This window comes from Rhodococcus sp. NFXS4, from assembly GCF_058139645.1.
The window spans coordinates 1058779-1083850 of sequence record NZ_CP192221.1 but is presented as its reverse complement, the minus strand read 5'-3'; the positions used below and the strand labels follow the sequence as shown (position 1 = coordinate 1083850).

Annotated in this window: 20 protein-coding genes; 12 read left to right on the top strand and 8 right to left on the bottom strand. The window is 63.6% G+C overall.

Annotated features, from left to right (window positions below):
- Positions 1-11 precede the first annotated feature (11 nt).
- Positions 12-1292 (top strand): competence/damage-inducible protein A, encoded by a 1281-nt coding sequence (locus J4E04_RS04980; RefSeq protein ID WP_490150037.1) that lies wholly within the window; start codon positions 12-14, stop codon positions 1290-1292.
- Between the two features lie 6 nt (positions 1293-1298).
- Complete coding sequence (locus J4E04_RS04975; RefSeq protein ID WP_490150036.1) at positions 1299-1997, top strand: hypothetical protein; 699 nt, start codon at positions 1299-1301, stop codon at positions 1995-1997.
- 126 nt (positions 1998-2123) lie between these two features.
- Here the strand turns inward: J4E04_RS04975 and J4E04_RS04970 are convergent, their stop codons facing one another.
- The gene (locus J4E04_RS04970) at positions 2124-2432 is read right to left on the bottom strand and encodes a hypothetical protein (RefSeq protein WP_490150035.1); all 309 of its coding nucleotides are present in this window, start codon (positions 2430-2432) and stop codon (positions 2124-2126) included.
- Positions 2433-2516: 84 nt separating this feature from the next.
- Positions 2517-4106, bottom strand: coding sequence for an MFS transporter (locus J4E04_RS04965; RefSeq protein ID WP_308119273.1), 1590 nt, complete (start codon positions 4104-4106; stop codon positions 2517-2519).
- A 31-nt stretch (positions 4107-4137) separates the two neighbouring features.
- Between J4E04_RS04965 and J4E04_RS04960 the strand changes: the two genes are divergently transcribed.
- Complete coding sequence (locus J4E04_RS04960; RefSeq protein WP_490150034.1) at positions 4138-4821, top strand: TetR/AcrR family transcriptional regulator; 684 nt, start codon at positions 4138-4140, stop codon at positions 4819-4821.
- Positions 4822-4870: 49 nt separating this feature from the next.
- Positions 4871-5182, top strand: coding sequence for a DUF2834 domain-containing protein (locus J4E04_RS04955; RefSeq protein WP_056074310.1), 312 nt, complete (start codon positions 4871-4873; stop codon positions 5180-5182).
- Between the two features lie 280 nt (positions 5183-5462).
- On the opposite strand, the gene J4E04_RS04950 is transcribed toward J4E04_RS04955, so the two are convergent.
- Genes J4E04_RS04950 through J4E04_RS04940 form a run of 3 tightly spaced genes read right to left on the bottom strand, consistent with a single transcriptional unit; the run spans position 5463 to position 8610 of the window.
- Complete coding sequence (locus tag J4E04_RS04950) at positions 5463-6278, bottom strand: sugar phosphate isomerase/epimerase family protein (RefSeq protein ID WP_307091691.1); 816 nt, start codon at positions 6276-6278, stop codon at positions 5463-5465.
- Positions 6275-7456: a dihydrodipicolinate synthase family protein gene (locus J4E04_RS04945; protein ID WP_490150033.1), complete on the bottom strand. Its 1182-nt coding sequence runs from the start codon at positions 7454-7456 to the stop codon at positions 6275-6277. The genes J4E04_RS04950 and J4E04_RS04945 overlap by 4 nt, the downstream gene beginning before the upstream one ends.
- The gene (locus J4E04_RS04940) at positions 7453-8610 is read right to left on the bottom strand and encodes a Gfo/Idh/MocA family protein (protein WP_042572923.1); all 1158 of its coding nucleotides are present in this window, start codon (positions 8608-8610) and stop codon (positions 7453-7455) included. The genes J4E04_RS04945 and J4E04_RS04940 overlap by 4 nt, the downstream gene beginning before the upstream one ends.
- A gap of 212 nt (positions 8611-8822) precedes the next feature.
- Here J4E04_RS04940 and J4E04_RS04935 point away from each other — a divergent pair, with 212 nt between their 5' ends.
- The 8 genes from J4E04_RS04935 (at position 8823) to J4E04_RS04900 (ending at position 18131) form a co-directional block, all read left to right on the top strand.
- Positions 8823-9854, top strand: coding sequence for a LacI family DNA-binding transcriptional regulator (locus J4E04_RS04935; protein ID WP_490150032.1), 1032 nt, complete (start codon positions 8823-8825; stop codon positions 9852-9854).
- Positions 9855-9970: 116 nt separating this feature from the next.
- Positions 9971-10840: an ABC transporter permease gene (locus J4E04_RS04930; RefSeq protein WP_490150031.1), complete on the top strand. Its 870-nt coding sequence runs from the start codon at positions 9971-9973 to the stop codon at positions 10838-10840.
- Positions 10841-10880: 40 nt separating this feature from the next.
- A complete protein-coding gene (locus tag J4E04_RS04925; RefSeq protein WP_027504834.1) occupies positions 10881-11906 on the top strand; it encodes an ABC transporter substrate-binding protein in 1026 nt (341 codons plus the stop codon).
- An 8-nt stretch (positions 11907-11914) separates the two neighbouring features.
- Positions 11915-12724, top strand: coding sequence for an ABC transporter ATP-binding protein (locus J4E04_RS04920; protein WP_490150030.1), 810 nt, complete (start codon positions 11915-11917; stop codon positions 12722-12724).
- Positions 12721-13071 carry an aldo/keto reductase gene (locus J4E04_RS04915; RefSeq protein ID WP_490150029.1) on the top strand — a complete coding sequence of 117 codons (351 nt, stop codon included), beginning with the start codon at positions 12721-12723 and terminating at the stop codon, positions 13069-13071. Before J4E04_RS04920 ends, J4E04_RS04915 begins: the two co-directional genes overlap by 4 nt.
- 804 nt (positions 13072-13875) lie before the next feature.
- Positions 13876-17037 (top strand): DEAD/DEAH box helicase, encoded by a 3162-nt coding sequence (locus tag J4E04_RS04910; protein ID WP_490150028.1) that lies wholly within the window; start codon positions 13876-13878, stop codon positions 17035-17037.
- A gap of 189 nt (positions 17038-17226) precedes the next feature.
- On the top strand, positions 17227-17703 hold the full coding sequence (locus J4E04_RS04905) for an ABC transporter substrate-binding protein (protein ID WP_490150027.1): 477 nt from the start codon (positions 17227-17229) through the stop codon (positions 17701-17703).
- 8 nt (positions 17704-17711) lie between these two features.
- The gene (locus tag J4E04_RS04900; RefSeq protein WP_490150026.1) at positions 17712-18131 is read left to right on the top strand and encodes an ATP-binding cassette domain-containing protein; all 420 of its coding nucleotides are present in this window, start codon (positions 17712-17714) and stop codon (positions 18129-18131) included.
- A 460-nt stretch (positions 18132-18591) separates the two neighbouring features.
- On the opposite strand, the gene J4E04_RS04895 is transcribed toward J4E04_RS04900, so the two are convergent.
- The 3 genes from J4E04_RS04895 to J4E04_RS04885 all read right to left on the bottom strand — a co-directional run bounded on the left by J4E04_RS04895 (position 18592) and on the right by J4E04_RS04885 (position 24793).
- Positions 18592-21525, bottom strand: a complete 2934-nt coding sequence (locus J4E04_RS04895) for a type I restriction endonuclease subunit R (protein ID WP_490150025.1) — start codon at positions 21523-21525, stop codon at positions 18592-18594.
- Between the two features lie 2 nt (positions 21526-21527).
- Positions 21528-22739, bottom strand: coding sequence for a restriction endonuclease subunit S domain-containing protein (locus J4E04_RS04890; RefSeq protein ID WP_490150024.1), 1212 nt, complete (start codon positions 22737-22739; stop codon positions 21528-21530).
- Positions 22740-22855: 116 nt separating this feature from the next.
- The gene (locus J4E04_RS04885) at positions 22856-24793 is read right to left on the bottom strand and encodes a type I restriction-modification system subunit M (RefSeq protein ID WP_490150023.1); all 1938 of its coding nucleotides are present in this window, start codon (positions 24791-24793) and stop codon (positions 22856-22858) included.
- Positions 24794-25072: the final 279 nt, after the last annotated feature.

Below are 25072 nucleotides of genomic sequence, written 5' to 3'. Positions count from 1 at the left end.
AGTGTCGAACCATGGCAGTGCGCGCGGGTGTGGTGGTCACGGGTAGCGAAGTTCTGGCCGGGCGGGTCAGCGACCGCAACGGTCCCTGGGTGGCTCGGCAACTCCTGCAGATGGGAGTCGACGTCGCCCACCTGACGGTGTGCGGTGATCGGCCGGCCGACCTGACGGCACAGGTCCAGTTCCTCGCCGACCAGCATGTCGACCTCATCATCACGACAGGAGGCCTCGGCCCGACCGCGGACGACCTCACCGTCGAGACCGTCGCCGCGCTGTACGGGCGCGAGATGCACCTCGACGTCGAACTCGAAGGCCGCATCACGGCCATCGTCGAGCGCTGGCGCAGTCGGCTCGGCAGCGTCGCCGAGTCCGAACCACTGCGAACCGGAGTACGAAAGCAGGCGATGGTTCCTGCCGGAGCGCAGTCGATCTCGCCGACGGGCACGGCACCGGGCGTGGCGATGGCCGACGACGCGGGGACGCTCCCCACGGTCCTCATCCTTCCGGGCCCGCCCTCTGAACTGCAGTCGATGTGGCCGGAAGCGATAGAGAGCGCACCCGTCGCCGCCGTGCTCGCGCGGAGGACGTCGGTCACCGAAGACACCATTCGCGCCTATGGCTTGTCCGAGGCGGACCTCGCCGCGACCTTGCGTACCGCAGAGAGCTCGATTGCCGGGTTCGGCGATCTGGCGATCACCACCTGCCTGTCGCGCGGCGAACTCGAGATGGTCACCCGCTACGAGGAGTCCGCGGGCGCCGCCTACTCCGACGTGCTGGCACTCATCGAAGAACACCATGGCGCGCAGCTCTTCTCGACCGACGGTTCCACCATCGACGACATCGTGGCAGCCCGATCCGATGGCCGCCGCATCGCGACCGCGGAATCGTGCACCGGCGGCATGATTGCCGCACGGCTCACCGATCGGGCCGGCTCGTCGGCCTACGTGGTCGGCGGTGTGGTGTCGTACGCCAACGAGGTGAAGATCGGATCACTCGACGTCCCAGCAGCCATGATCGAGGAGGACGGCGCCGTCAGCGAACCGGTGGCGGCCCGCATGGCCGAAGGAGCACTGCATCGCGTCGGCGCCGATGTCGCCGTCTCGACCAGCGGTGTCGCGGGACCGGGCGGCGGCACGGAGGCCAAGCCCGTCGGCACCGTGTGCTTCGGTATCGCTGTCATGGGCCGACCGACGATCACGCGGACGCTGCGGCTACCCGGTGATCGTGCGAGTGTCCGGGCACTCTCGGTCACCGTGGCGATGCACATGCTCGCGGACGCACTGGGCGACGCCTGAGCGTCAATGGACACCACTCCGGCACTTCCCCGCTGGCAGTTCGCATCGGATGATCTCCTCACGCGATACGTCGTGGTCACCGATGAGGACGTGAGCGGCTGGTCCATCCACACCCACCATGTCGACGGCACCACTGACACGTCTCGGTTCAACGAGCAGCCGGGGCTTGTCGACGACACCGGTCGGGTGTTTTTTCACGACGACGGGCCCACGCAGGTGTGGGCCGCAGAGATCGATGCCGCAGCTCTGCTGATCAGTCTCGAAACGCCGACGGGCGTCCTGCTCGAGGTCGACCAGTGGGACGCGATGACTGCATGGCTCGTCGAGTCGATTCAGGACGAACCCGCCGGGCTCGTCATCGATCTCGGACCGAACACCGACATCCCCGACGACGAGCTCGACGACATCGAGCTCATCACCGCGCAGCTGCACCGCCTCGACGACGGGGTCGTCATGGTCCGCCGCTCGCGCCGCATTCTGCACACGCTCCGCTTCGCGGACCATTCCGTGCAGGGACTGGTTCTCGACAGGTGGCACCACGACGGGCATTTCGACGACTGCACCGATGGCTATCTGTTCAGCCGCGATCTCGTGCTCGCGGCCGGGGCATGTGTCGCCTGGGTGCGTGATGCGGGTGGTGTCGAGGCCGCCAATCGGCTCGGGTGTTCGTTCGACTTCGCAGACGAGCTACCTCGACAGGCATGATGCCCTGCAATCACATCGCGCTCGGGGTCACGTGGTTCGAACAGGTGCGCGGAGCCGGGCTCCGCAAGAGGAGTTCTCAGAGGGGGAAACTTGGTTGTCGCGAGACCCTGTCGCTGACGGCGTCCGTCATCCACGTCTTGTGATGCGCAGTCCCCGCCACCCAGCCGCAGCGGACATCACGGTTCCGGCCACTCCCCCGATCGCCGGATAACTCCACCAGGGAACCGGAAGCGCGTTCCACCATCCAGAGCCGGCGTGGTCGAGCGTCAGGGTGGTCGAGTAGCTCCTCGTCATCTCGACACCGCGCAACGGCACGTAGGCGCCGTCGTAGATCACCTCGCTCTGATCACGATAAAGCGCGAACCCTTCGACACCCAGGAAAACCAAGCCGATCACGACGCCCGCAAGGGTGACCCACAGAATGAGAATGCGCACGCAGCACCCTAACCGGCGTCACGCCGTGCGCGGCTTCTACGCCGCAGCGGTCCGGTCGTACCTCGACAGTAGGAACGGCTTACGTCAGCCCATGTGAACCGGGGTGTCGCCGGCCGGCAGGTCGGTCTTGCGGGCACGAACCAACACCAGCACGATCGGCGTGATCAGGATGACCATGATCGCCGCTGCCGCGAACGCGTGCGCGTATCCGGAGACCTCCGCGGAGAACATGTAGTCGATCGTGGAGTTGATGAAGTTGCGGATCGGTTCCGGCAGGGCAGCGAGCTCGGAATCGGACGGCAGGGTCTGCGACGCCAGGGCCTCCGGGGGCACTCCGGCGGGCGGCACGGGCGCGATGTTCGACGACAGGTAGGACGACTTGGCGGACGTGTAGATCGTGGTGAAGACGGCGGTTCCCAAGGCGCCACCGATCTGCAGGGCCGCGTTGACGAGTGCGCTGGCAGCGCCGGCGTCGTGATCGGCGACCCCGATGAGTGCCACGTTCTGCATCGGCACCATGAGCAGACCCAACCCGAGCCCGAGGAGCATCACTCCGGGCAGCACGTGCGTCCAGTACGAGGTGTCGACGCCGATCTGCGTGAGCAGGACCAGACCGATGGCCGAGATGACGGGCCCGGCAGCCATCAACGGCTTCGGTCCCACGCGAGGCATCAATGCGGACGCTGCGGCGGCGGTGATCATGATGCCGCCGGTCATGGGGAGGGAGGCGACTCCGGCGACGACGGGGCTGAATCCGAGCACGATCTGGAAGTAGAAGGTCAGGTACAAGGTGCCGCCGAGAAGGGCGGCGCCGATAATGGCCGAACCGAGGTAGGCGGACCCACGGTCTCGATCCAGCAGGACGCCCAGCGGCAGGAGCGGATTGGCCGAGCGGGACTCGACGACGACGAACGCGGCCAGTAGAACGATGCCCAGCGCGATGAAGCTGAGGGTTGAGACGTTGGACCAGCCGTCTTCCGCCTCGGTGAACCCGTAGACCAGTGAGCCGAGCCCGAGGGCGACCAGAATCGCGCCGGGAACGTCGTACCGCGTGTCGCCCTCTGCCTTGCTCTCCTTGACCAAAGGGATAGCGGCGGCGGCCGCGAAGATCGCGACGGGAACATTGACCAGCAGGCACCAGCGCCAGTTGGCGTACTCGGTGAGCACGCCGCCGAGCAGCAGGCCTACGGCAGCGCCACCACCGGCGATGGCACCGAAGACACCGAACGCCTTGGCTCGTTCCTTCTCGTCGGTAAACGTGGTGGTCAGGATGGCCAGCGCAGCGGGGGCGAGCAGGGCGGCGAAGACGCCCTGGCCGGCGCGGGCGATGAAGAGCTGGTAGCCCTCCTGCGCCAGGCCACCGATGGCCGAGGCGATCGCAAATCCCGCCATGCCGACAAGGAAGGACCGCTTGCGGCCCCAGTAGTCGGCGATGCGGCCACCGAGCAGCAGCAACGCACCGAACGCGAGCGCGTAGGCGGTGATGACCCACGCGCGGCTGCTGTCGCTGATGCCCAGGTCTTCCTGCGCCTGCGGCAGAGCGATGTTGACGATGGTCGCGTCCAGCACGATCGTCAGCTGAGTGATGGCGACGATGCACAGCACGAGCCAACGACGCTCGTAGTTCGGATTGGCGTCGTTCTCTGACGACACGATGTCGGGCGTGCTGGTCACGGGCGTGCCTCGGTCCTGGGAAAGGTAAGCGGTGGAGTGTCTGTTCGACGATTCGAAAATCTACCGTTGCGGTCCAACACGGTCAAACGAACTAGTTGGTTGGCGTAGGATTCGGCCTGTGAAGTCGGACACCCCCATCTCCCCCGCCGCCTCTGACACGCGTGAACGAATCCTCGATGCCGCACGCCGCGAGTTCGCCGAGCACGGCCTCGCCGGCGCTCGCGTCGACCGGATCGCGCTAGCGTCTCGCTCCAGCAAAGAGCGCCTGTACGCGTACTACGGCGACAAGGAGCGGCTGTTCGGCGCGGTACTGGACCTTGGTTTCCGGCGGTTCGTCGAGTCCGTGCACTTCACCCCACGCGATCTACCCGGGTACTCCATGGATGCCTTCACCCGCCTCGCGAGTGAGAAGGACGAGCACCGGATGCTGCTCTGGGCGCAGTTGCAGGGCCATCTCCCCGCGAGCGAACACGCCGAGGTGATGAGTGAGCGTGTTCGCGAGGTCGAGCAGGCTCAGCGCGACGGATACGTCGACTCCCATTGGAGTGCAACCGATCTGATGACGTTGATTTTCGGTGTGCTGTTCAGCTGGTTCACCACACCGGACCTCGACCAGCAAGCCCATCGGCGGTGGGACGACGACGAGATCGCGCGGCATCGTCTCGTCGTCGGCGAGGCGGTCAGGAGATTGGCGGAGCCGCGGGTAGAACGGTGATCACCCCGATCGAAGGAGCCCCGTGACCGTGTCCGATGAACGCCGTCTGATGGCTATTGCCGCAGTGGCCGGCATCGCCCAGAACGCCATCGCGATCCCCTACGTCCGAGAGCACGGCACTCGCTCGGTGGCAGACTTCTTCGTCGGCAAGATCTGGTCGACGGTGCCCGGCAAGTTCGCGATGGTCGATCTGATTCTTGTCGTTGTCGCGTTCCACGCGTGGGCGCTGCCCGAGTCGGGTCGACTCGGGATCCGCCGGTGGTGGTGGGCAACGCTATTCATGACCTTTACCGTGGGGATCGGCACTGCGATCCCCTTCTTCCTCGCTGCACGGGCTCGGGCGTTGCGGCTGGCGACCTGACGGAGTTCCCGCGCGGGAAGACGTGCCCCCGCTGCACAGCATTCCGCGTAGAGACTCGTTCTCGACAGATGACACCAACGACCCGCGTGTCGACGACTGCACCGACGGGTGCCTGATGATCGCCTCGACCGCCCTTGCCGCGGGGTTGCCGCCGTACATAACCACCCCGACGACTACATCCGACTGGACAAGCTGCTGCAGGTTGTCCCCGTCGCGCGCCCGCGACTCCGCACGAGAGCAGGCAGTGACGGGTGGTCGACTCCCTGCTGCACAACCACGTTCACCCCATCGCCACGAGATCCCGGTACCTCTCCACCATCGTCCCGATCACCTGATCCCCATCCGCCGCCCAGACAGCCGCGTTGAAGATTTCCACCTCCACGTCACCGCGGTAGCCGGCCTCCTCGACCCACCGCCCGATGGTCGCGAAGTCGATCACCCCGTCGCCCATCATCCCGCGGGACAGAAGGGGGTCGGCTTCCATCGGCACCAACCAGTCGCACACCTGGTACGAGCTGATGCGGCCCCGCTCCCCTGCGGTCTTGATCTGTGCCTCGAGGTCGGGGTCCCACCACACATGGAACGTGTCGACGACGACGCCCACCGCCTCCACCGGATGCGGCTCCGCCATGGCCAGTGCCTGACCCAGCGTCGAGATCACCGCCCGATCGGCCACGAACATCGGGTGCAACGGCTCCAACGCGATCCGCACGCCACGCTCCAGCGCGTACGGCACCAGTTCGGCGAGCCTCTCGGACACCCGTGCCCGCGCACCGATGAGGTCGCGATCCGGAATCCCGCCCATCACCATCACCAGCTCGGGAGCCCCTAGCTCGGCGGCCTCGTCGAGCGCGCGTCGGTTGTCGTCGAGCCCGTCATCGTCGATGGCTGTGAGAAACCCACCACGGCACAGGGTCGACACCCGCAGCCCGGCATCGGAGATCATCTTCGCCGACTCCGTGACCCCGGCTTCCTGCACACGGTCACGCCACGGCCCGATCGCGCCGAGCCCTGCCCGCGCCGCACCCTCGACGGCCTCCTTCAGCGTCCAGTTGTTCACCGTCTTGGTGTTGAGGGACAGGCGCTCGAGACTCATGCCGACACCCCGTTCAGCTCCAGGTACACGCCCATCCGGTGCACGGCCAAGGCCGGGTCTGCCAGCAGCCCAGCACGATTCGCCAGGACGAACAACTGCGTCAGATGCTTCACACTGCGACCTGATGCCAACCCGCCGACCATCGAGAAGCCCGGCTGCTTCCCGTTCAACCACGACAGGAACGCGATGCCCGTCTTGTAGTAGTAGGTGGGGGCCGCGAAGATGTGTCGGCCCAGTTCCTGCGTCGACCGCAGGATCTCCTCGGCGCGAGCCGTGTTGCCGCGATCGAGCTCCTGCAGCGCCGTGGACGCCGCGGGGTAGATGCCGGCAAAGATGCCGAGCAGCGCATCCGAGTGATGTTCACCGTCGCCCATGATGAGCTCCGGATAGTTGAAGTCGTCCCCGGTGTACAGCCGCACTCCGTCGGGCAGAGCTGCGCGAAGGGCGATCTCATGCTTGGCGTCCAGCAGCGACACCTTCACACCGTCGACCTTCGCCGCGTGCGCATCGATCAGTCCACGGAACGTTGCGGTCGCCTCGTCCACGGACGCGCTCCCCCAGTAACCCTCGAGCGCTGGGTCGAACATCGTTCCGAGCCAATGCAACACGACGGGCTCATCCACCTCGTCGAGCAGTGTCGAGTAGACGGACAGGTAGTCGTCGGGCGACGACGCCACCCGCGCCAGCGCACGCGAGGCCATGATGATGACCTTCGCGCCGGACTCCCGCACCACCGCGATCTGCTCACGGTAGGCATCGAGCACACGAGCGAGACCCTCCCGACCCGACGGCAGCGTCGTCGGATCGAGTTGATCAGTTCCGGCGCCACACGCGAGTAGTCCGCCCACCCGTGCAGCCTCGGCACCCGATCGTCGGATCAGCTCGGCGGTCGCCGCCCAGTCGAGACCCATGCCGCGCTGCGCGGTGTCCATCGCATCGGCGACACCGAGGCCGTAGGACCACAGCTCGTGCCGGTAGGCGAGGGTGGCGTCCCAGTCGATGTCGGTCGGTGCGCCCGGAGTGTTGTCGCCCGTCGCACGCGGAATGACATGTGCCGCTGCGTAAGCGATGCGCGAGGTGATCGGAGACGTGGGCTTGGTCCACTCACCCGGCTCGCCCAGCTGATACGAGCCGTGGCCCGGCAGTGCGATGGTCAGGCGCGAGTCGACGGCGGTCACAGCGAGATCTCCGGCACGTCGAGGCGGCGACCCTCCGCGGAACTACGCAGGCCGAGCTCCGCCAGCTGCACACCGCGCGCGGCGGACAACAGTCCGTAGCGGTGGGGTCGCTCGGCGATGACGTCGCGCAGGAACTCCTCCCACTGCAGCTTGAAGCCGTTGTCCAGATCGGCATTGGCCGGGACGTCGAGCCACTGGTCGCGGAAGGGTTCGGTGACGGGCAGGTCGGGGTTCCACACGGGCTTGGGAGTGTGCGAACGATGCTGGGCGACGCAGTTACGCAGTCCCGCCACCGCGGAGCCGTGCGTGCCGTCCACCTGGAACTCGACCAGCTCGTCTCGGAACACGCGCACGGCCCACGACGAGTTGATCTGCGCGACAACCCCGTTCTGCATCTCGAAGATGCCGTACGCGGCGTCGTCGGCGGTGGCGGCGTACTCGTTGCCCTGCTCGTCCCACCGTGTCGGGATGTGCGTGGTGGCCTTGGCGGTGACGGTCTCGACCTTGCCGAGAATGCCCTCGAGCACGTAGTTCCAGTGGCAGAACATGTCGACGACGATGCCACCGCCGTCTTCGGCGCGGTAGTTCCAACTGGGCCGCTGGGCGGGCTGGCCGTCGCCCTCGAAGACCCAGTAGCCGAACTCGCCACGCAGCGAGAGGATGCGTCCGAAGAAGCCCTCGTCGACCAGTCGCTTCAGCTTCACGAGTCCGGGGAGGTAGAGCTTGTCGTGGACGACGCCGGCCGTGACGCCCGCGTTCTGCCCGATGCGGGCCAGTTCGATGGCCTGCGTCAGCGTCTCGGCCGTCGGCTTCTCGGTAAAGATGTGCTTGCCGGCCTTCATCGCCGACGACAGTGCCTCCGCGCGACGCGAGGTCACCTGCGCGTCGAAGTAGATGTCGATCGACGCATCGTCGATGACCGACTGGGCGTCGGTGGTGTACTCGGCGATGCCGTGCTGGGCGCAGAGTTCCTGCAGCTTGGCCTCGTTGCGACCGACGAGCACCGGCTCGACCTGGACGCGCGAACCGTCCGCGAGCAGCAACCCGCCCGCGTCGCGGATCGGGAGGATGGAACGCAGAAGATGCTGACGGTAGCCCATGCGACCGGTGACGCCGTTCATGGCGATGCGCAGGGTTCGGGTGGGGTGAGACATCGAATGGCCTTTCTGACTGCTCGGCAGCCAGGTCTGAAGAGTGCACGACCGAGAGGAACGAGGCGCGCGAGGGCCTCGGGAGACGGTGCGGCGGAAAGTCCTGCACGCGTCGAGGGGCGTCAGCTTCGGAATGCGCTTTCCAAGCTATGCTGTCGAGGTCGATCGGTCAACAGGCACCGGCAGACCGCAACGATTTCGTGGGGGTGGCGAGCATGGCGGCAGTGCGATTGCGTGACGTGGCAGCGGCGGCCGGCGTCTCCCAGGCCACGGCATCACGGGTACTCAACGGCTCGTCGAGAGTGCCCGGCGAAGGCGTCGCCGACCGAGTGCGCGCCGCCGCAGCCGATCTCGGCTACATCGCGAATGCCCAGGCCCAGGCCCTGGCGCGCTCGTCGACGGGGCTGATCGGTCTCGTCGTGCACGACGTCGCCGACCCCTACTTCTCCTCCATCGTCCGCGGCGTGCAGAACGAGGCGCGCGACGCCGGCAAGCTCGTATTGCTCGCGAGCACCGAGCGCGACTTCGCCATCGAGCGGCAGTCGGTGAGCACGTTCATCTCCCACCGTGCCGACGCCATCATCCTGGCCGGGTCGCGGCAGAGCGGCGACCTCGACCGTGCCCTGGAACGCGAGTTCGAGGCGTATCGGGACAACGGTGGACGCGTCGTCGTCATCGGACAACCCATGCCGTTCGGAGCGGCTGTGGAGCCCGAGAATCATTCGGCCTCAGCAGCATTGGCCGAGGCACTGTACGAGCACGGCCATCGGCGGTTCGCCATCATCGGCGGACCGGGCAACATCCGCACGTCCGCGGACCGTCGCAATGGATTCGTCGAGGCACTGTGCCGACACGGCATCACCCCGGAGATCGAGGTGGCCGGCGACTTCTCCCGCGACGGCGGCCACAGCGCGGCACGACGCCTCGCGACAGCCTTGGAACTCACGCCCGGACACGGCGCTCCCCCGTGCGTCTTCGCCGTCACCGACGTCATGGCCATCGGAGCCATTGCCGCGTGGCGCGAGCTGGGCCTGAGCGTTCCTGCCGACGTCTGCGTCGCGGGTTTCGACGACATACCCACTCTGCGGGACCACGTTCCGAGCTTGTCGACGGTCGCGTTGTCTCTCGTCGACATCGGCGAGCGCGCCGTGCGGCTCGCGCTCGACCCGTCCGACCGTGCACTCGACGCGCACGAGTACGCACCGGGAACTGTCGTCCTGCGCGCGAGCAGTGCCCTGAACAGGTAGTTGTCCGTTTTCCTTGACACTGTGGGCGCGATCACATTAGATTCGGCCGCAGCTTCGGAAAGCGCATTCCAGCGGGAGTAGTCGGACCCGCACCACTACTAGCTTTAGGACTCCTCATGGCGGTAACAACGTCGGTCGAGGCCCCACTCGCTGCACCGTCGGCACCGCATCCCGCGCCGACGCGTCGTCGACGGTTTCCCTCGTTCCGCAACACCTGGTCCGGCTTGTGGCGGCCCCTTGCTCTCGTGGCTGCGCTCGTCGTCGCGTGGTGGGCGGTCACGACCACCGAACTGGTTGCGCCCTACATCCTTCCGTCTCCCGGTGACACCTGGTCGACGATGGTGGACAACGCGTCCTACCTCGCCGCCCACACCTGGGTGACCACCTACGAGACCATCGCGGGCTTCGTCATCGCGGGCATGGTCGGCATCGCCGTCGCGGTGGTGATGATCTACTCGTCGTCGATCGAGAAGACGATGTACCCGCTGATCCTCTTCGCCCAGGTCATCCCGAAGATCGCCATCGCACCACTGTTCGTCGTGTGGCTCGGCTTCGGCGCCAGCCCCAAGATCCTGGTGGCCGTCCTCATGGCCTTCTTCCCCATCGTCATCGCCGGCATGGCGGGCCTGCGATCCGTCGACCCGGAGATCCTCGAACTGACGTCCACGATGGGTGCGAGCAAGTGGAAGACGTTCTGCAAGGTGCGCTTTCCCGCCTCGCTGCCGCAGCTGATGTCCGGCCTCAAGATCGCGGCCACGCTGGCCGTGACCGGTGCAGTGGTTGGTGAGTTCGTCGGCGCCAACGAGGGACTCGGCTACGTGATCCTCCAGGCGAACGGAAACATCGACACCGCAATGCTGTTCGCCGCCCTCATCATCATGTCTCTCCTCGGCATCCTGCTGTTCCTCGTCATCGAGATAGCCGAGAAGTTCCTCATCCCCTGGCATGCATCGCGCCGCTCCACCGCGTCCGTCGGCGCAGTGTGACCCCGCCGCCTCACCCATACCTCCTCGAAAGAAGACTTCCATGAAGCTCAAGACTGCCCTCGTGGCTGCGGTAGCCGCGTCGCTCGCTCTCGCCGGATGTGGCGGCGGCGGTGGCGGTGCGGAGAAGGCTCCCGGCGCCGACGGTGAGACAACCGCGACGTCCCTGATGCTCAACTGGTACCCCTACGGCGAGCACGCACCGTTCTACTACGGCGTGCAGGAGGGGATCTTCGCCAAGCACGGCATCGACCTCACCATCACCGCCGGCCAAGGCTCGACCAAGACCGCGCAGGCCGCCGGCTCGAACCAGACCGACTTCGGCTGGGCCGACTCCGCCGCCGTCATGTCGAACATCGACAAGGGCGTGAAGGTGAAGAGCCTGGGCGTCTTCCTGCAGACGACCCCGTCGGCCGTCCAGGTCTACGCCGACGGCCCCATCCAGACCACCGCCGACCTCGCCGGCAAGACCATCGCGGTCTCCGCAGGTGACGCGCCCACCACGACGTTCCCGATCTTCCTCGACCGCGCCGGTGTCCCCGAGGACCAGGTGCAACAGCAGAGCCTCGACTCCGCGGGCAAGATCGCCGCGATGCTGTCCGGTCAGGTCGACGGGCTCATCGGCTTCGCGCACGACCAGGGACCGAACATCGCGAACAAGTCGGGCCGCGAGATGCGCTACCTGCGCTACTCCGACGAGGGCCTGAACTTCTTCAGCAACGGCCTCATCGCCAACACCTCCACCATCGAGAGCTCCCCGGAACTGGTGCAGGCCATGGTCGACGCCACCACCGAGTCGTTCGAGGCCGCCATCGCCAACCCCGAAGAGGCCGTGAAGGCCATGGTGGGCAAGGACCCGCAGACCCCGCCGGAGTCGGTGCTGCTGCAGCAGTGGCAGGAGACCATCCCGCTGCTCACCACCGCCAACACCGAGGGCCAGGCACCCGGCGTCAACGCCGAGGAGGACTGGACCAACACCATCTCCATCCTCGGTGACGCCGGGCTGACCGAAGTCGGAGCCGAGCCGTCGAAGTACTGGGACTCCTCCTTCACCTCCAGCAAGGAATGAGCGACGACATGAGCGCCATCACCCACGAACGCCTCACCACCGTCACCGACACCGCCGTCTCGGTCGACAACCTCACCGTCCAGTTCTCGTCCAAGCGCGGCGACGTCACCGCGCTGTCCGACGTCGACCTCAAGGTCGGCAGGGGTGAGTTCGTCTCCATCGCCGGCCCGTCAGGCTGCGGCAAGTCGACACTGCTCAAGGTGGTCGCCGGCCTGACTGGCGCCTCCCGCGGCTCCGTCGAGCTGGCCGGCCGCGAAGTGAAGGGACCGCAGCGCAACATCGGCTACGTCTTCCAGCGCGCCGCGCTGCTGGAGTGGCGCACCGTCCGCAAGAACATCCTCCTTCAGGGCGAGATGCGCGGCATGAACAAGAAAGCCGCCGCCGCGAAGGCAGATCAGCTCATCGAGATGACCGGCCTGGCGGGCTTCGAGGGAGCACTCCCCCACGAGCTGTCCGGTGGCATGCAGCAACGCGTCTCCCTGTGCCGGGCTTTGCTGCACGAACCCGAGGTGCTGCTGATGGACGAGCCCTTCGGCGCCCTCGACGCCCTCACCCGCGAGAAGATGAACGTCGAACTGCACCGCATCTGGCGGGAGACCGGGACGACGGTCATGCTGGTCACCCACTCCGTCGCCGAGGCCGTCTACCTCGCCAACCGGGTGGTGGTCATGAGCCCGAGGCCGGGGCGGATCGTGGACATCCTCGACGTGGACCTGCCGGCGCATCGGGAGTACAGCGCGACGATGGAGAAGCCGGAGTTCATCAGCGTGGCCAACACGGTGAGGGATCTGCTGGGGGCTACGACGGGGGCGGATTGACACACGCGTCGAGCCTGCGGCGGTTGGGTACCGACTACCTCGACCTGTTCTACCTCCACCAACCCGACCGGGCGACGTCTCTTGAGGACACCCTCGAAACCGTCGCGCAGCTCATCACGGAAGGCAGGGTGCGTGCGCTCGGCGTCTCGAACTTCGCGCCCTGGCTAATCGCCGAGGTGAACCGCGTGTGCGACGAGGTGGGCGCACCCCGGCCCGTCTTCGCGCAGCAGCTCTACAACCTGCTGGCCAGGCGCGTCGAGGAGAAGTACGCCGAGTTCGCTGCCGCCAGCGGCATCGTGACGATGGTAGGCCGCATCGGCGGGGCATTAAAGGCGGCAGCTGGATAGTAGGGGATGACGAGGCTTAGCGAACTTCCGCAACCGCGCTCACCGAAGTTCCCCACTCATGAGCCGTCTTCAATGTGGTAATTAGCGGGTTCCGATCGTGGCTTTCGGTCGAGCTCTCATGGGACGAACAGCGCTTCACGCAGGTCTAGGAGCACAGCGAGCAGGTCGCCCCCGACTATGAGCAACTTGCGCAACTGCTGACCGACATCCTGTTGAGCCTGTGGACCTTTCAGCTTAACGAGACCGACGAGTCAGAGCTCCGCGCAGACGCCAACCTCGTCCTCCAGGAAGTGGTCAAGTCAGAGCCCGATCAGGGCATCGTGCGTCGAGGAGTCACTCTCAGCAAGGGAATGCTTGGCGTATCAGCGCGGGGCTCGGAAAGGCTGGGACCGAGGAGACTGCCGACGCCCGCACTACAGGAGATTGATCGCTGGGAGCCTCGTTGCCGTTCTGACCGTCCCGTCCCGTCCCATGCCTGTGTCCTGTGACCGGTGCACCTGGCGACGGCGCCACAGCCCGATGCAGCTCTTCATAGACCTCTCATGCCTGGCCGCGTGTCGGCTCACGAAGAACATGCGAGGTCCAGCATGATGAGTCCAATGAGCATCTACATATAGGTGACCGTGTCACCGGTAGGAGGTTCCCGGTGACGACACCAGACCTGGCGCAGCGCGCTGAAGCATGCCTGCGTTGGAAGGTTCGTAGATCCTTCAGCCGACGGGCGCCCCGCCTTGACACGACTGTTTCCGATGCGTGCGGTTGTGCGATGTTCACCCCAGGACGGATGCGGTGAGGACAAGCCACGTGTGGGCGACCACGGAGGTCGTCGGGAAGAACACGCTCCGTCAATTGCTGGTCCCGGCTCATGCTGGACTCGACCACGCGGACGGCGACGCTCCGCGCATCCGAAGCAGGTACGGACAGTGGCCGACCGCGTCAGGTTCAGACGAACCGCGCGGGGAAGGCCTGGCCGCCGTCCTGCCCGAGGACGGCGCATCGAGCGACGAGATCACCTGGGTGGGATCGAGGCGCCCTGTACCCGCGGATGCCGTGCGAGACTCCTTCGACGGAGCGATTGGGTTCACGTCCCACAGTCGCCCGCACAGCCTGCGCCGCCCTCAGATAGGTGCGCTGCATTCCATCGTCGGATACCAGTCGTCAGGCCTCTCAGAGGCAGGAATCGTGGTGATGCCGACAGGGACGGGCAAGACCGAAACCATGTTGGCGTGGCTGATCGCGCAGCGTCCGGAACACGTCCTTGTCGTGGTCCCCTCCTCGGCGCTGAGAGAGCAAATTGCCTCAAAGTTCGAGACGCTCGGCATCCTCCAGCAAGAGGGAATCGTGGGGCCGGACGCGATAAGACCGCGGGTCGGGCGAGTCGCCGGACGATTCGACAGCGAAGAGGACGCGGGCGCTTTCGTGGCTGCCTGCAACGTCGTGGTGGCGACTCCGAACGCGATCCACGCGTCGGAGGGTGCCGTGCGTCGAGCGTTCTTTTCTGGGTTCACGCACCTGTTGGTCGACGAGGCGCATCACGCGCCAGCGCGGACGTGGACAGAGATCATCCGTGCCTTCGGTGAGCGTCCCGTCTTGCTATTCACCGCGACGCCCTACCGGCGTGACGGTCTGTCGTTGCCGGGACGGGTGATTTTTCGTTTCCCGCTCCGGGAAGCGCAAGGGGAGGGCTACTTCAGCACGATTGATTTCACGGCCGTCCTCGATCTGGACGACGATGACGAAGCGCTTGCAAGGGCCGCACTGTCCCGGCTTCGTAGCGATCTGGACTCCGGGCACGAACACCTACTCTTGGCGCGGGTCGAGACGAAGCCTCGGGCCGACGAGATCCACGCGCTGTACTCGCGGCTCGCTCCCGAGTTCGCCCCGAAGGTGATCTACGACTCGCTTCGGGCGAGCGAACGTGACGCGGCGATCCGAGCCATGCGGGAGCGGACCAGTCGCGTGATCGTCTGCGTCGACATGCTGGGCGAAGGCTTCGACCTCCCCACGCTCAAGGTCGGAGCGTTCCATGACACCCATCGATCCCTGAGCCCCATGGTCCAGCTCATCGGCCGGCTAGCACGTACGTCATCGCCCGTCCCGATCGGAACTGCGAGCGTCTTCATCCGCCAGGACCCGGAGCAAGCGCTCTCGCCGTTGCGCTTTCTCCTGCGCGAGGATCCCGACTGGGACAAGGTCCTCAGTGACATCACAGAGCGTGCGACTGAGCGAGCTAACGAGATCAGCGAGTTCGAGGCCTCGTTCGTTGACAACCCGCCTGGCGTGCCTGTTGGTCTGCTGGAACCAAAGATGAGCGCTCGCGCCTTTGCGACGACAACTGTGGACTGGGACCCGCTGGCGGTTCGTACCGTGTGCGGCGACGGAATCTTGGACAACATGATTAGTGTCAACGGTGATAACACCATCGCCTGGTTCGTCATCGAGACGGTCTCCGACCTTCGCTGGGGCGACATCCCATCCCTGCGGGCCACTGATTATGCGCTCGTCGTGCTCTTCCTTGATCGTACGCAGGGCCTCCTCTATGTCCACTGTTCGGATACCAAACGCAGCCTGGACGATCTCGTCGAGGCAGTGGTCGGGCATGAACCGGCGCCGGTCAATGGGTACGACACTTTCAGGGTCTTCGCAAGGCTCGACCGCCTCGTCCCGACGAACATCGGGCTCCTCGATGCTCGGGACCGTGACAAACGGTTCTCCATGCACGTGGGAAGCGATGTCGAAACAGCACTCACAGAAGCCGAGCGCACCCACAAGGCCAACACGCACGTCGCAGCCAAGGCGTTCCAAGAGGGAGAACGCGTCACGATTGCAGCGGCGGTATCCGGGAGATTCTGGTCGATGCGAACGGCGTCCAACCTCGCAGAATGGCGACGATGGTGTCGCGATCAGGGAACGAAGCTCCGGGATAGTTCTGTTGATGTCCGCTCGCTGTTCCGCGACATGATCATTCCTGTCGACGTCAAGGAGCGGCCCCCGTACCCGTTCCTCGCGGTCGAGTGGCCATGGGACCTCTACGTCGGGACTGGAACGTCCTCACGCGTCGTCTTCAACGCCAACGGCGTCCCGCTGACCGATGCCGGACTGAGGGTCGACGACTACGGAATTGGCGGCCCACTCCGTTTCTCCGTCGTCACACCTACGTGGGAACTCCCGTACGAGGGGCGGTTCGGTTCGACCGGTATTCACTACCGTGCACTGAGTGACGATGCCACGGTCGAGGGAGGCCGCGGATCGACAGCGCCCCTGTCGACCTGGCTGAACAACCATAAGCCCACGCTCCTTCTCTCCGGCGACCGACTGATCACCGGCGATGACCGGCTGCTTGCGCCGCGAACCGAGCTTCCGCCTTACCCCCGCGGCAACCTGCGTTCTCTCGACTGGGCCACCGGAGGTGTGAACATCGCCGTCGAATCGCAGGGCCCCGATCGCAGAGCCGACTCGATCCAAGCTTTCATGGCGCGCTACCTCGGTGAGAACCAGACCTTTGACGTCCTCATCGACGATGACAGGTCAGGTGAGGCGGCCGACCTCGTCGGCATCCGGGTCGATAAAGGGGACCTGCACGTCACGCTCGTGCACTGCAAGTACTCCTCGAAACCAGAAGCGGGATCCCGCCTCAAGGATCTCTACGAAGTCTGCGGCCAAGCGATGCGCGGCGCACGATGGCGAGACAACGCAGCGCTCCCACTCCTCGAACACCTCGACCGCCGGTCCGCCGGATACACGCGCCGCTTCGGAGGAACGGCGTTCGAAGTCGGGGATCGCGAGATGCTCTTCCGGATCAGGCAGCAGGCGTCGCTGCTGTTCCCGCGGTTCACGACAATCATTGCCCAGCCAGGCCTGAGCATCGGTTCATCGAGCGACGAGCAACTACGGCTCATCGCCGGTGCTGCCTCATACGTGCAGACCGTGACCAAAGGCGGGTTTGAGGTCTACGGATCGGACTGATTGCGCAGAACAATCGCCCGTGGGTGTCCCGCGTACGCGCTCCGGCAAACAGCAGATGGTTGCGGACATGCCGGCCAAGAACCCCAATCGCGTGCCCACGCGTTCCAGCGACTCGCCGACCGCGTAGAGCCCAGCCATCTCGCGTACTTCGCTATCTGAGGCAGTAGCGCCGGGCGGGCATCAGCCGCGATGCTGTCCGGTCAGGTCGACGGCCTCATCGGCTTCGCGCACGACCAGGGACCGAACATCGCGAACAAGTCGGGCCGCGAGATGCGCTACCTGCGCTACTCCGACGAGGGCCTGAACTTCTTCAGCAACGGCCTCATCGCCAACACCTCCACCATCGAGAGCTCCCCGGAACTGGTGCAGGCCATGGTCGACGCCACCACCGAGTCGTTCGAGGCCGCCATCGCCAACCCCGAAGAGGCCGTGAAGGCCATGGTGGGCAAGGACCCGCAGACCCCGCCGGAGTCGGTGCTGCTGCAGCAGTGGCAGGAGACCATCCCGCTGCTCACCACCGCCAACACCGAGGGCCAGGCACCCGGCGTCAACGCCGAGGAGGACTGGACCAACACCATCTCCATCCTCGGTGACGCCGGGCTGACCGAAGTCGGAGCCGAGCCGTCGAAGTACTGGGACTCCTCCTTCACCTCCAGCAAGGAATGAGCGACGACATGAGCGCCATCACCCACGAACGCCTCACCACCGTCACCGACACCGCCGTCTCGGTCGACAACCTCACCGTCCAGTTCTCGTCCAAGCGCGGCGACGTCACCGCGCTGTCCGACGTCGACCTCAAGGTCGGCAGGGGTGAGTTCGTCTCCATCGCCGGCCCGTCAGGCTGCGGCAAGTCGACACTGCTCAAGGTGGTCGCCGGCCTGACTGGCGCCTCCCGCGGCTCCGTCGAGCTGGCCGGCCGCGAAGTGAAGGGACCGCAGCGCAACATCGGCTACGTCTTCCAGCGCGCCGCGCTGCTGGAGTGGCGCACCGTCCGCAAGAACATCCTCCTTCAGGGCGAGATGCGCGGCATGAACAAGAAAGCCGCCGCCGCGAAGGCAGATCAGCTCATCGAGATGACCGGCCTGACGGGCTAGGAGGGCGCACTCCCCTCCAGTTAAGGACCTGCTAGGCATTCGACAGGCTATGTCGACCCGACAGTGATGGCGACACTCGTCCGTAGTCGAAGATCACCACAGTACCGGTCGACCGTCGGCGCCCCATAAAACGTGCATGTAATCTTGAGAATGTCGTTAAATCTTTGATAACAGGCAATATCTCGCCGAGGAGCTACAGCTCATCGCGATCGATACCCAATGCCATTCTATCCGCGTCTCTTTTAAGGCGAACGTTTTTCGACCAAAGCCAGCGGCGTTGCAGCGTGAACTCCGAACATCTCGGCCAAACGCTTGGTCGGCAATGTTGGGGTTACTGTGCTCGGCTATCCGCTCCCGATACATCGTCACCGCCCGCTGGTCGAACATCCATACTGGAACCGAGCCGACATTCTGTTGGTGACATCACAGCGTTTACTAGACCAGGACGGTTCGTCACTAGTTACGCGCTTTTCCGGTACGTCGCCTTAAATACGGCCCCGGCGAGCCACTGCTTGAAGCTGTTGTTGTCTTGGAACTCCTTGAAAAGTTGGGTGTCATCGGAGATGAGGCGCAGCATGACCTGACTGAGGGCACGGTCACTCTCCACTCGGGCGTTCACCGGGTCGTCGTTGGCCTGTGCGTACCTGTAGGCCTCGTCCTCCGACACGAGCCTCGGAATCTCCTCGGAGATGAAGCGCTCGACACGATCGGCATCGTTCCACTCGATGTTTCCGAAGTAGTCGTTGAAGCTTCGCACGATCGCCGAGAGTCGCTCGAGCTCCGGGTCTGTGAGGTGCCCTCCGCTGGCGGCCGGGACCGGGGCGAGAGTACCGTCTTCGTCATCGAGCACGATCTTCATCGCGTTGAGCTTCTCAGCGCGATAAGACTCCAAGTCAATGTTCTCAAGGATTCCGGCGGCTAGATCCTCCTCTTTGGGAGCCGGCAGCTTAGGCACCAGGTGGTCAAGAAAGATTGATCGCTTCTCCCACTCACTGCTGCCGTAAGGCAGCACGGTGGAGAGAAAATTGTAGGTGCGAAGGAATGCCTTGGCGCTACCCTTGAACATCACCTGGTCATCCTCGTCGGGGAGTTCGATGTATTCAGCGACGCTAGTGTCCAGCAGCGGGTCAAGGTGATCGCGCCTCTCCCCCGCCAAGTACCGACTGACGAACTCATCGACTTGCTCAGGCGTGTAAATGCCAAACGCGTCAAGATCGTTGACCAGATCGTGCAGCTTGTTGGCGTCCGTCTCTTCAGAGAGCACGGTCGTGCGGTAGTACGGCTCGAAAGCGCGCTGAATCTCATCGGCATCATTGGCAAAGTCGAGGACGAACGTGTCGTGCTTCGCGGGGTGTGCCCGATTAAGCCGCGATAAGGTCTGCACGGCCAGCACACCCGAGAGCGTTTTGTCGACGTACATCGTGTGCAGTAGCGGCTCGTCGTACCCGGTTTGAAACTTGTTCGCGACAACAAGGATCCGATACGGATCGGTCTTTACCTGCTCGGCGATCGCGTTGGATGGGAAACCGTTCAAGCTCGCTTCGGTGACTTTCAGACCCTTGTATTCGTGTTCGCCGGAGAAGGCGACGATCACCCGGTATGGGCTCTTGCGTGCGCCGAGCGCATCACGCATTGCATGGAAGTACTCGATGCATCGCGCAATCGAGGACGTCACGACCATTGCCCTCGCCTGGCCGCCAATCTTCCGCTTCGCGACCACATGGGCGAGGAAATGCTCGACCATGATGCCAGTCTTCTGAGCGATGGCGTGCTCGTTGCCCTCCACATAGACGCGAAGCTTCTTCGAGGCGCGCTTCGCATCGAACTCGGGATCGTCCTCCACGGTCTTCATCAGCTTGTAGTAGCTGCCGACCGGGGTGTAGTTGGATAGGACATCGACGATGAAGCCCTCCTGAATCGCCTGCTTCATCGTGTAGGAGTGGAATGGTCGGAAGCTGCTGCCTCCTTCGGCGTTGAGCACCGGCTCGCCGAACATCTCGAGCGTCTTGTTTTTCGGCGTCGCCGTGAAAGCGAAGTAGCTCGCGTTCGTGAGCAGCTTCTTGCCCTCGATGATCCGGTTTATTCGGTCCTCAACGGTGTCTTCCTCATCGGCCTCGACACCTGCGAGTGCACGTGAGACGGCCGCTGAGGTCTTGGACCCTTGGGATGAGTGCGCCTCGTCGATGACAATGGCAAAAGTGCGGTCACGGTGGTCCGCGCCGATGTCATCCAGGATGTACGGGAACTTTTGCACCGTAGTGACGATGATCTTCTTGCCTGCGGTGATCGCGCGCCGTAGATCTCCGGATCGGTCGGCATGCACCACAGTCGACCCCACCTGCAGGAACGACTTGATGGTCTGCGTGAGCTGGCTGTCAAGGATGATGCGGTCGGTGACGACGATGATCGAGTCGAAGGCGATCTTGCCGTCATGTGTGGCCTCGGTGAGCTGGTGAGTCAGCCAGGCAATCGAGTTTGACTTGCCACTGCCAGCCGAGTGTTGAATGAGATAGCGACGACCAGCACCGCTCGCCTCGACATCGGACAGGAGTTGTCGCACGACATCGAGCTGGTGGTACCGAGGGAAGATCGCCCTGGACACCTTCTTGCCAGTCTTCTGGCTCTTTTCGACCACGATCTGCGCGTAGTTCTCAATGATCCCGGCGAGGCTCTGCGGCGCGAGCACTCTCCGCCACAGGTAGTCCGTCATGACTCCATCGGGATTTGGCGGGTTACCCGCACCGTCGTTCAATCCTCGGTCGAACGGCAGGAACCACGATGAAGCGCCCTTGAGCTCGGTGCAGAATCGTGCGCGTTGATCGTCCAAGGCGAAGTGTGCGATCGTCCGTCCGAACGCGAACAGCGGCTCAAGAGGATCGCGGTCGCGCTGATACTGGTGAACCGCGTCGTCCACCGTTTGGTTAGTGATGCTGTTTTTCAATTCGAAGGTAAAGATGGGCAGACCGTTGACGAACGCCACAAGGTCGACGGCATCCCCCGGGTTACTGACGCTGTGATGCACCTGCCGCGTGACGCTGAACCTGTTCGCGGCGAAATGCGCAGCAGCCTTTGGATTCCCATCCACAGGTGTCGGGTAATAAAGATCAATGTGATAACCGTGATGGTCAATGCCATTTCGCAAGACGTGGACGACACCTCGCCGCGTGACCTCACCCTGGAGCCGAGCGAGGAACTTGTGACGCGCTGGAGTCTCCGATGCGAGCCCGAGGGAGTCGAAGAGATCGGGCTGGGTTGACTCGACAAATGCGGCGAAGTACTTCAGGTCGATCGCATAGGAAGCGACGAAATCGCCGGGTGCACCCGCGATCCAGCCACCCGCGCTCATTTGAGTGACGACGAGCGTTTCCAAACTCTCCTCGTTGAGTCGCTGCATGCTCACTCCTCGCCTTTGCTCAGTGCTTCGTCAACGTCATCATCTGGTGTTGAGACCGTGTTGTCGAACGCCCCAGGTGCGTCCGGTAACGTCGATGCGATGGCTCGTACGTCGACCTGGCCCGTCACCACGTCCGCGACGAGTCGCGTGCGGAACTCTTGCAGTAGTGCAATCTCGCGCTTAACACGCTCAAGAATCGAATCAATCTCCGCAAATGCGCCTTTGATGCGTTTCACCACCGCTTCCTGAGCCGATCCCACCGGAAGTGGAATTTCGGTAGTGAGAAAAGATCCCAAATCTAGGTTCTGTATTCCTGTTGTTTGCTTGATGTGAAGACGCACAGTTCCCGCAACGTGCAGGTCTTTCAGTACCAGCGCTAGGTACTCCGAATCGATGCCTGAAGCGGGTCTAAGACGCTGCAAAAAATTCGAGCATACGGCCGCATCACTGTGATCGAACACAACGACTCGACCAACCGAGGTCTTGTCTCCTCCACCAGATCCTTCCAACAGAAGATCCCCGTAGTCTAAGCGTTTTCGGGCGAAATCGACATCGGCAATTGACCGCATCGTTTTTGGATGTAGTTTGACTCGACCAGGACCGTAGTCAAAGTCTGCAACTCGAACACACCAGCGCGGTTCATCGTCGGATTCTTCCGGCGCAGCACCCCAAATACCTGCGGTTATCGAATGCAAAACCCGCTTTAGTGGCACTCGGGGCCCGGTGAGGCCGTCTATCTCGTTGCGTGTAATTGCAATCTTCTGCTCGTCGAGGAGGGCGATGAGGCGGCGCTTGGCGGAAACAGCCTTGTCGATGCGGGCGTTCGCATGTGCGAGGTATTTCACGATCGCAGCTTGCTCCTCCGCCTGTGGCAGGAACACTTCGATGTTTCGCATGCGAGGGATGTTGAGATCCCATTGCCCGATCCGAATACCGTCTGACGCTGCACCGAATTTCGCCACGTAGGGTTTGCTACGCAGTAGGAACTCGCCATACCTTGGCACGTCGAAGTCGGCTTCGAACACAAAGTAGGCAGGACTAACTATGCCGTCAACTGGCGCGACGCCCAATGAACCCTGCCACGCCTTCATCTTGTTTATGACTAGGTCTCCCGACCGTGCGACCTTATAGTTGCCGAGATCTTCGGGAATCGAATTATGATTCGCGTCATCGCCGGAACGGATGAATACGCCGCGTTCACGAGCGACGGTCAAGAGTGGAAGATCAGGTCGGTTTCTTTCACTGCGGGGCATCAAAATCGATCGCAGAGATCGAGGTTGCCAGGCATTCGCTCTGTCTACTCGCGTTAGAGAAAATAGTGACGTGGCCATCAGGCTTCGCCGGCGATCTCGGCGATCAGATCGTCGGTTTCGGCTTCGAGTGCACGGATGTCTGCCTGAATCTCGACAAGCGTGCGCATCGGTGCCGGCTTGTAAAAGTGACTCGTGAACGAAATCTCGTAGCCGACCTTCGTCTTTGACTCATCGATCCAGGCATCCGGAGCAAAGGGCGTCACCTCGCGTCGGAAAAACGCTTCGATTCCATCTTCGTGGTCACCAGCTGGCTCGGTCAACGGCACCTGCTCTGTGTCGCGGAGCTCGGTATCAGCCTCGTACTCGACCGTGCGGGGGCGACCAGCGATGATTGCCTCATGTCGTCCGTACAGGGGGTCAGGCTTCGCCGTATATGGGAGTGCTCTCCTGATAACCGGTGGCGCGCTCTCGGCTCGCATCCCATCTTCCTTGAGCTGTTTGATCTCTTTCGCGGTGTACACGCGGTTCGGATCTGCGCCGACAATGCGAAGCGGTCGCTCGACAGTGATCTTCTTGTAGCCGAAGTCGACCCCGTCGAATACCTTAGAACGGTCGGTGTCGTCGTACTGGTCGAATGCGATGAACGCCTCGAGCACCTTGTCGGCATCAGTCGCACAAACTTCGACGCCCTTCTCGCCGAGGTTCTTGCGCAAAGGCGTCGACCATCCGGTCGCATCGATTAGCTGCACTTTGCCCTTGCGTCGCTTTTCTTTGCGATTGGAGAGAACCCAGACATAGGTCGCTATGCCGGTGTTGTAAAACATCTTGAACGGCAGTGCGACGATTGCCTCAAGCCAGTCGTTCTCGATGATCCACCGACGAATGTTGCTCTCGCCTTGGCCCGCATCGCCGGTGAACAACGATGATCCGTTGTGCACCGACGCGATCCTGGATCCGAATTCAGTCTCCTGCTTCATCTTCGAGATCAGGTTGGCGAGGAACATCAACTGTCCGTCACTGCTGCGCGTGACGAGCGAGAACTCGCTATCGCCGTCGTGAGTGACCACGAAACGTGGATCGATAATCTTTTTCGCGCCACCTAGTCGGTCCTGGTCCGTCTTCCAACTCTTACCGTACGGCGGATTCGAGAGCATGAAATCGAACTCCTGGCCCGCGAAGGCATCATTCGACAACGTCGAATATTCCGGACCACCGACGATGTTGTCCGCCGCTTTGCCATCCCCTTTGAGGATGAGGTCGGCCTTGGCGATCGCGTAGGTCTCGGCGTTGATTTCTTGTCCATACAGATGGGTGGAGACCTTCTTGCCGGACGACGCAGTAAGCTGATGCAGCGTCTCCTCGGCAACAGTCAGCATGCCACCGGTGCCCATCGCGCCGTCGTAGAGGCGGTACGTGCCCGACGGGATCGCGCCAGCGATTGGTTCGAACATCAGCCGGGTCATCAATCGGACAGCGTCGCGCGGCGTCCAGTGCTCACCGGCCTCTTCGTTGTTCTCCTCGTTGAAGCGGCGCACAAGCTCCTCGAAGACGGTGCCCATCCCATGGTTGTCCATCCCGGCCGGAGAGAGATCCAGATTCGGCGCGAGGAACTTCTCGATCAGCGCACCGAGAGCGTCTGCCTTCGTCAGCCGGGGTAGCTGGTTGCGGAACTCGAAGTTGTCGATGATCTCCTGCACGTTGGGTGAGAACCCGTCCAAGTAGGCCTCGAAGTTCTGTCGCAGCCGCGTCGAGTTCGACACGTGGCGCAAGTCCTGCAGCGAGAACCCAGACGTGTTGTAGAAGTCCTGCTTGGCCGCATCCCGCAGCGGTGCATCCTGATCGGCAACGCCCGCCTGATCCAGCATCTTCTTCATTGCCATCACGGCTTCCTGCGTCGGGCCGAGAACGCTGTCCAGGCGACGCAGGACCGTGAGCGGAAGGATCACGTCACGGTACTTGCCTCGGACATAGAGGTCGCGGAGCACATCGTCCGCGATGTTCCAGATGAGCGCCACGATTCGAGAGTGGTTGATGGAGCTGTTTGGCACGTGGATCCTTCACATTGATCGGTTAGCGTTGCTCTCCAGGGCAACAACTGCGGGTTACGCGGCCCTACCTAAAAGGCATACTAGACACTGGCCTCTTGCCGACTCACGCAGCAGTGTCTTTACGACGTCACGTCGCCAGAGACTTACACAATCGTCAAACTGGTTCGGTGCGGATTGTGATCGCCCGGAAACGCCTCTGCAGCTGCACGCGACAAGTTCGACGACGAGGCCCGCCAGCTTGCGGCG